The organism is Streptomyces sparsus, assembly GCF_054776295.1.
In genome coordinates this window covers 1-7,399 of the sequence record NZ_BAAHCA010000168.1, presented here as the reverse complement: position 1 = coordinate 7,399, position 7,399 = coordinate 1, and the positions used below count along the sequence as shown (strand labels likewise).

The following is a 7,399-nucleotide window of genomic DNA, read 5'->3' as shown; positions in this document are numbered from 1 at the left end:
GGCGCGGGGCCGCCGCCGGAACCGTCGGCGAACCGCAGACGGGTCTGCGCGCCGTGCGGCTCGACCCGCTCCGCCCACAGCCGGGCGGTGGAGCCGTCGGACAGCGACACCTGTTCGTCCTCGCGGAGCGGCAGGTACTCGTCGACGACGAGGCCCAGCAGGTCCCGGAAGGCCCCGGGGTGTCCACCGAGCCGTACGTGGTCGTTGACGTCGGCCACGCCGCTGAAGCACCCGACGACGAGGTGGCCTCCGGACCGGACGAAGGCGTGCAGCGCCTCGGCGTCGTCGTCGGCGGTGAGGTAGAGGCTGGGGACGAGGACCGCCCGGTAGGAGGCCAGGTCGGCGCCGGCCGGCACGACGTCGCAGGTGACGCCCGACGACCAGAGGGCCTGGTACCAGTCGTGCACGGCGTCCAGGTACCGGAGGTGGACGGAGGGGCGGGCTTCGAGTTCCAGCGCCCACCACGCCTGCCAGTCGAAGACGAGGGCGACCTCGGCGGACACCGTCGATCCGCGCACCTCGGCGAGGGCGCGCAGGTCCTCGCCGAGGGACGTGACCTCGCCCCAGGTCCGAGTGGAGGTTCCGCCGTGGGGCAGCATCGCGGAGTGCCACTTCTCCGCTCCCGCCCTGGCCTGTCGCCACTGGAAGAACATCACCGCGTCGGCGCCGCGGGCCAGGTGCGTCAGGCTGTTGCGGCGCATCTGGCCGGGCTGCTTGGCGAGGTTGACGGGCTGCCAGTTCACCGCGGACGTGGAGTGCTCCATCAGCATCCACGGGCGGCCCCCGGCCATGCCGCGGGCGAGGTCCGCGTTGAGTGCCAGGCCGATGTGGGCGTCGGGATCGGCCGCGGTGAGGTAGTGGTCCACGGCCACCAGGTCGCACTCGGGGGCGAAGGCGAACCCGTCCACCTTCTTCTCCAGCGTGCCCATCAGGTTGGTGGTGATCGGCGTGCCGGGAACGAGTTCGCGCAGCAGCGCGGTCTCGGCGCGGTGCCGGGACAGCAGCGCGTCCGACGAGAAGCGGCGGTAGTCGAGTGCCTGGGAGGGGTTGCCGAACGCCGGGGTGTCGCGGGGCGGCAGGATCTCCTCCCAGTCGCCGTAGCGCTGGCTCCAGAAGTCCGTGCCCCAGGCGGTGTTGAGGTCTTCCAGGGTGCCGTGCCGCGTGCGCAGCCAGTCCCGGAACGCGGCGGCGCTGGTGTCGCAGTAGCACAGGGCGTTGTGGTTGCCCCACTCGTTGTGGACGTGCCACAGGACCACGGCCGGGTGGGCGGCGTAGCGCTGGGCCATCGCCCGTACCAGCCTGTCGGCGACCCGCGCGTAGTCGGGGCTGCTCGGGCAGAAGACCTGCCGTGAGCCGGGGGAGAGGCGGTTGCCGGCGGAGGTCTGGGGCAGGGCCTGCGGATGGGCCCGGCTGAACCACGGCGGGGGCGCGGCGGTGGGGGTGGCCAGGTCGACGGCGATGCCGTGCGTGTGCAGCAGGTCGAGCACCCGGTCGAGCCACGCCCACTCGTAGTGGCCGGGGCGCGGTTCGATGCGGGACCAGGAGAACACACCGACGGTGACCAGGTTGACGCCTGCCTCACGCATCAGGCGGACGTCCTCGGCCCACACGTGCTCGGGCCACTGCTCGGGGTTGTAGTCGCCCCCGTAGGCGATGCCGCCGAGCCGCCCGGTGACGTGGTCGAGCGCGCGGGAGTCCGGTGCGGAGGTCATCACTTCACCGCCCCGGCGGCCATACCGGCCCGCCAGTAGCGCTGCAGCAGCAGGAAGGTCAGCACGATCGGCACGACCGAGACGAGGGATCCCACGATGGTCAGGGTCTGCAACTGGGGCAGGCGGCTGATCTGGGACTGCCAGGTGAACAGTCCGAGGGTCACCGGGTAGAGCCGCTCGTCCTGCAGCATGACCAGGGGCAGCAGGAAGTTGTTCCAGATGACGACGAACTGGAAGAGGAAGACCGTCACCAGCGCGGGGGCCATCATGCGCAGCGCGACGGTGAAGAAGATCCGCGCCTCCCCGGCGCCGTCCAGGCGGGCGGCCTCGATCACCTCGTCGGGGATGGACGCCGTGGCGAAGATGCGGGAGAGGAAGACGCCGAACGGGCTGACGACGCTGGGCAGGAAGACCGACCAGAACGTGTTGGTGGCGTCGAACTCCGCGAACAGCAGGAACAGCGGCAGCGCGAGCGCGGTCGCGGGAACCAGCACGCCGCCGAGGACCACGGAGAAGACCGCCTCGCGGCCGCGGAACTCGTACGTGGCCAGGGCGTAGCCGGCCATCGCCGCCAGCAGCGTGCCGAGGGACGCGCCGGCACCCGCGTAGGCGAGGCTGTTGAGCAGCCAGCGGCCGAAGACGCCGTCCTGCTGCGCGAAGAGCGCCGAGAGGTTCTCCGCGAAGTGCCAGTCCGAGAGCAGGAGGCCGGGGGTGCCGACCAGGTCGCCCTGCGTCTTGGTCGCGGAGACCAGCAGCCAGTACACCGGCAGCAGCATGTAGCAGGCGACCGCGGTCATGAAGAGCACCGCCGCCACCGAGGACCAGGGAGGACGGCGCGGGCGTGCGGACGCCGCCTGACGTGGAGGGTGGGCTCCCGCGGTGCGGGTCAGTGCACTCATGCGCTCTTCCGTCCGGTGAACTTGAGGAAGCCGAACGACAGCACGAACGTCGCCAGCGCGAGAGTCACCGACATGGCCGCGGCCTCGCTGTAGTTGTCGCCGGCCACCAGGGAGTAGGCGGCGAGGTTGGGGGTGTAGGTGCTGGTCACGCTCGTGGAGATGGCGCGCAGCACCTGGGGTTCGGTGAACAGTTGCAACGTGCCGATGATCGAGAAGACGCCGGTGAGGACGAGAGCGGGCCGGATCACGGGCACCTTGATGCGCAGCGCGACGGTCAGGCCGCCGGCCCCGTCGGCGCGGGCCGCCTCCAGGATGTCGCGGGGCACAGCCTGCAGGGCGGCGTAGATGATCAGCATGTTGTAGCCGGTGTACGTCCAGGTCACGATGTTGCCGATGGACCACAGGATGGTGCCCGGGCCCAGCAGGTCGGGGTCCGTGCCGAGGTCCCGCAGCAGGCCGACGACCGGGGACAGCCTGGGGTCGTAGAGAAAGGCCCACATCAGGGCCGCGACCACACCCGGAATGCCGTAGGGCACGAAGTAGACGAGGCGGAAGAACTTCCTCAGCCGGGCGACGCCGGAGTCGAGGAGCAGTGCGAGGACGAGCGCCAGCAGCAGCATCACCGGGATCTGCACCAGGCCGAAGAGCAGGACCCGGACGACGCTGTCGGTGAACGAGGCGTCGGTGAGGACCTCGCCGTACTGCTCGAAGCCGGCGAAGACGGTGCTGGTGCGCCCGAAGGTGCCGCCGGTGCGTTCGGTCCTGTGCAGGCTCTGCCAGAAGGCGTAGCCGACCGGGACCAGGGTGAAGAGCACGAACGGGATCAGGAACGGGGCGAGAAAGCCCAGTGGTGCGAGGGACCGGCGGCGCGCCCGTCTCCTGCCGGACGACGGGTCCGGCGGTGCCGCCGGTCGCGGCGCGGATGGTGTGTCGAGGGGTGTCACGGAAAGCTCTCAGGGTCGGGCAGCCGTCCGCCGCGGGCGCACCCACCGGGGACGGGCGGACGTGCTCGCGGGGGTGGCTGGTGACGTCGCGTCGCTGCGGGAGGTCAGTTCGCGACGTCGAGGGACTGCTTGCGCAGTGACTCGGCGCTCTTGGCGTCCGCTTCCGCGAGAGTGTCACCGAGGGTGGACTCGCCGGAGATGGCGGCCGACGTCCCGTCGCTGAGGAAGCGGTAGGTGTCGGTCATGGTGGGGCCCCAGGCGAAGTCGGTGTCCACGTTCCGGGACGCCTCGGCGAAGACGTCGAAGATCTTCTGGCCACCGTAGAAGTCCACCGGCTTCTGGAGCGCGGGGAGTTCCAGTCCGGCCTTGGCGGCAGGGTAGAGGCCGCCCTCGCGGTTGAGGATCTCCAGGGCCGCGGGGTCGGAGTTGAGCCACAGGGCGAACTTCGACGCCTCGTGGGGGTGCTCGCTGCCGGCCAGCACGGCGGTGGTGGAGCCGCCCCAGTTACCGGCCGCCGCATCACCCTTCTCCCACTGCGGCATGGGGGCCACGGCCCATTTGCCCGCCGTGCCCTCGGCGTTGTCGCGAATGGTGCTGTAACCCCAGGCGGCGCTGATCCAGGTGACCACTTCCCCGTCGTCCCACGCCTTGTACAGGGCGGGGGAGAAGCCCTGCAGATCGGTGGCGACGAGCTCGTCGTCGATCATCTTCTGCCAGTAGTCCGCCACTTCGCGGCTCTCCGGACGTTCGACGGTCACCTTCCAGGTGTCGCCCTCGCGGTCGAACATCTCGGCGCCGTTCTGCCACAGCAGTCCGGTGAACCAGTTCGGGTCGGTCTGCGAGAAGTGAGTGACGTACTGGTTCTTGCCCGCTGCCTTGATCTTGCGCGCCGCCGCCTCGTACTCGGCCCACGTGGCGGGGGCGGGTATGCCGAGCTTGTCGAAGACGTCCTTGCGGTAGAACAGGGCCATGGGGCCGATGTCCTGGGGGACGGCCCAGACGCCGTCCTCGCCGCCGGCACCGAAGGTGGTCTGGGACCAGGTCCAGTCCGCGAAGTCGGCCTCTGCCCCGGCCACCCCCTCGCACGTCCCGATGTCCCGCAGGCCGCTCTTGAGGCGGAAACTCGCCAGCGAGTCGTACTCGATCTGCCCGAGGTCGGGGGCCTTGTCCGCCTTGAGGGCGTTGGAGAGGTTCTGGTAGGTGCCGGCGTTCCCCGCGGGGGTGGTCTTCAGCTTGACCTGGATGTCCGGGTTCTCGGAGTTCCACAGGGCGACGGCCTTCTCCATGCCCGGCACCCACGACCAGTAGTCCAGCGTCACCTTGCCCTCGCTCGGCTCGCAGGCAGAGGCCTCGGACGCCCCGCCCCCGTCGTCCCCGCCGGCGCAGCCGGTGAGCCCGACCAGGGTCAGTGCGAGCGCCGGGGCCACCAGTCGGCGTGGCGTCGGGTAGCGCTTCTCAACGGCCATGATTCCGCTCCTCGTCCCTGCTTGCCCGCCCCGGCGGAGCGATGGCGGCAACCATCTGGACAGCGGTTCGCGGAAGTCAACAAGACCGCGACGAGCGTTTTGCAGTCGTCACCTGACCGTGACCTTCGGTCGTCGGTCATGGAGCCCTCATAGTGGCTCTGAGCTGCACGTTCGTCCTCGCCGAAAAGTAACGGAGCTTCACCCCTCCCCATCGCGTAATCGATTACGTTACGGTTCGTTCGTCACCCCGCAGACGCGGCACACCGCCCAGGAGGACCGATGACGCTCCCCGCCGCGGCCCTCCGGCCTGCCCGGCGTCACACCGACTCCCGTCCGACGTACCGGGCGGGGATCGCGACGGTGCCGCGCTCCGTCCTGCCGTCGAGCCGCTCCAGGAGCAGCCGGGAGCAGGACTGGCCGACGTCCCTGGCCGGATACCGGATGGTGCTCAGCCGGGGGCGGACCAGCGACGCGAACTCGATGTCGTCATGACCGACCAGCGCCACGTCCCCGGGCACGTCGAGGCCGAGGCGTTCGGCCATCTCCAGCGCCCCCACCGCCGTCACGTCGTTGGCGCAGAACACCGCCTCCGGCGGTCGCCGGTGCCGCATCAGTCGGCCGAAGCCGGCCGCGCCGACCTCCCTGGTGTGTTCCCCGTGGGTGACGAGGTCGGCCGGCAAGGTCAGACCGAGCTGCGCCGCCTCCGCCCGTACCCGTTCCAGCCGCGGGTCGCCACCGGTCGCGTCGCGCGGTCCGGCGATCATCCCGAGGCGCCGCCGGCCGGTCGCGGCGACCCGGCCCAGCAGCTCGCGGACGGCGTCCCGCGAGTCCGGCGTCACCAGGTCGACGTCCCCGAAGGGGAGATCGGCGCTGACCACGGCGGGAATGGCCGCGGCCGACAGCACCTCGAAATCGGACGGCGCCAGGCGGAACGGCGTGATGACGACGCCCGCCAGCCGCTGGCGCACCGCCTCCCGGAGAAAGGTCCGCTCCTCGTGGCGGCGGGCCAGCGTGTTGCACACCACCACGTGGTAGCCCGGGCCGCGCAACGACTCCTGAAGGCCGTGGGCCAACTGCGCGTAGAAGGGGTTCGCGATGTCCGGGACCACCAGCGCGACCAGCATCGACCGTCCGGTGCGCAGGCTCCGCGCGACGGGGTTCAGCGTGAAACCCAGCTCCGCGATCGCGGCCTCCACGGCCTGCCGGGTCTCCGCCGTGACCGGTCGCTTCCCGCTGAGCACGTAGGAAACAGTCGCCGACGAGACCCCCGCGGCGCGTGCCACGTCGCTCATGGTGACCGACTGCCTCACTGTCCTTCTCCCTCTGGTCGGCTGCTGTCGCACCCGATCTTGACGACCGCGCGCCGCGGTCGCCACGAGAGGGGCCTGACCTGCGCGACCATACCGCCCGGCACCCGGGGCCAGGCCCGGCGACAGCCCCTGCCGCCGCCCGCTGCGACCGCCTGACCGTCTGACCGCCCGGTGCGGGCACCACCAGTGAGGAGACGGGCGTGCGACTGGCCCAGTACGATCCGGCCGCCGGCCTGCTGCTGCTGACCGCGGGCCGCTCCTGCTACGCCGTCCGCCTCGATCCGGCCGCTCGCGGCCCGCGTCTCGCCCACTGGGGCGCCCGCATCACCTTCGAGGACGCCCTCGCGCTGCCCCTCGCGGACGGCCCCGACGACAGTTTCGCCGGCCCCTGGGACGGGACGGAGGAGCTCCCCGTCGAAGCCGGCCGCCGCTACGGCCCGCCCGCCGTCACGGTGCGCCTGCCCGACGGCGGCCACCTGCTCGACCCCGTTCCGGACGGGTGCACCCTGCACGAGGAGGACGACCACACGCTGGCCGTCGTCCGGCTGTACGACCGCAACCACCCGCTCGCCTGGGAACTCCACTACACCGTCCGACCGGGCAGCGAGGTCGTCGAACGCCGGGTGCGCTACCGGCACACCGGCGGCCCGCAACACGGCCCGGTCGTCCTCACCCGCTGGTCGTCCGCCCAGTGGACTCTCCCTCACCTGGAGGACTACCGGCTGACCTCCGTGCACGGTGGCTGGAGCACGGAGGGCCGGCTGCGCCGCACCCCCGTGCCCTTCGGCGAGACCACGCTGACCAGCCGTCGCGGCCACACCGGCCACGACGCCGGGCCGTGGGCGGTGCTCGACGACGGCTCCGCCCGCGAGGAGCACGGTGAAACCTGGACCGTGCAACTGGCCACCAGCGGCAGTTGGCGGATGACCGTGTTGCGCACGGCCGACGGCCGCTGCGCGGTGACCGCCGGGGCCGGCCACGAAGGGGTGGAGCGGATCCTCGAACCCGGGGAGAGCCTGCTCACCCCGGTCAGTGCCGCGGCCTGGACGGGCGGCGGCTTCGGCGCGG

6 protein-coding genes are annotated in these 7,399 nt (G+C 71.5%); 1 reads left to right on the top strand and 5 read right to left on the bottom strand.

What is annotated here, in order from left to right; translation table 11 throughout:
• The 5 genes from ACYVE9_RS10990 to ACYVE9_RS10970 all read right to left on the bottom strand — a co-directional run.
• Positions 1-1,712 (bottom strand): beta-galactosidase (locus ACYVE9_RS10990; RefSeq protein ID WP_461027592.1); only part of this gene is annotated, 1,712 nt, incomplete at its 3' end.
• A complete protein-coding gene (locus tag ACYVE9_RS10985) occupies positions 1,712-2,611 on the bottom strand; it encodes a carbohydrate ABC transporter permease (RefSeq protein WP_461027591.1) in 900 nt (299 codons plus the stop codon). The genes ACYVE9_RS10990 and ACYVE9_RS10985, both read right to left, overlap by 1 nt.
• Positions 2,608-3,555, bottom strand: coding sequence for a carbohydrate ABC transporter permease (locus ACYVE9_RS10980; protein WP_461027590.1), 948 nt, complete (start codon positions 3,553-3,555; stop codon positions 2,608-2,610). The genes ACYVE9_RS10985 and ACYVE9_RS10980 overlap by 4 nt, the downstream gene beginning before the upstream one ends.
• Before the next feature lie 104 nt (positions 3,556-3,659).
• A complete protein-coding gene (locus ACYVE9_RS10975) occupies positions 3,660-5,021 on the bottom strand; it encodes an ABC transporter substrate-binding protein (protein WP_461027589.1) in 1,362 nt (453 codons plus the stop codon).
• Between the two features lie 317 nt (positions 5,022-5,338).
• Positions 5,339-6,313 carry a LacI family DNA-binding transcriptional regulator gene (locus ACYVE9_RS10970; RefSeq protein ID WP_461027588.1) on the bottom strand — a complete coding sequence of 325 codons (975 nt, stop codon included), beginning with the start codon at positions 6,311-6,313 and terminating at the stop codon, positions 5,339-5,341.
• Between the two features lie 218 nt (positions 6,314-6,531).
• On the opposite strand from ACYVE9_RS10970, the gene ACYVE9_RS10965 reads away from it, so the two are divergent.
• A partial coding sequence (locus ACYVE9_RS10965; RefSeq protein ID WP_461027587.1) for a glycoside hydrolase family 36 N-terminal domain-containing protein occupies positions 6,532-7,399 on the top strand: 868 nt, incomplete at its 3' end.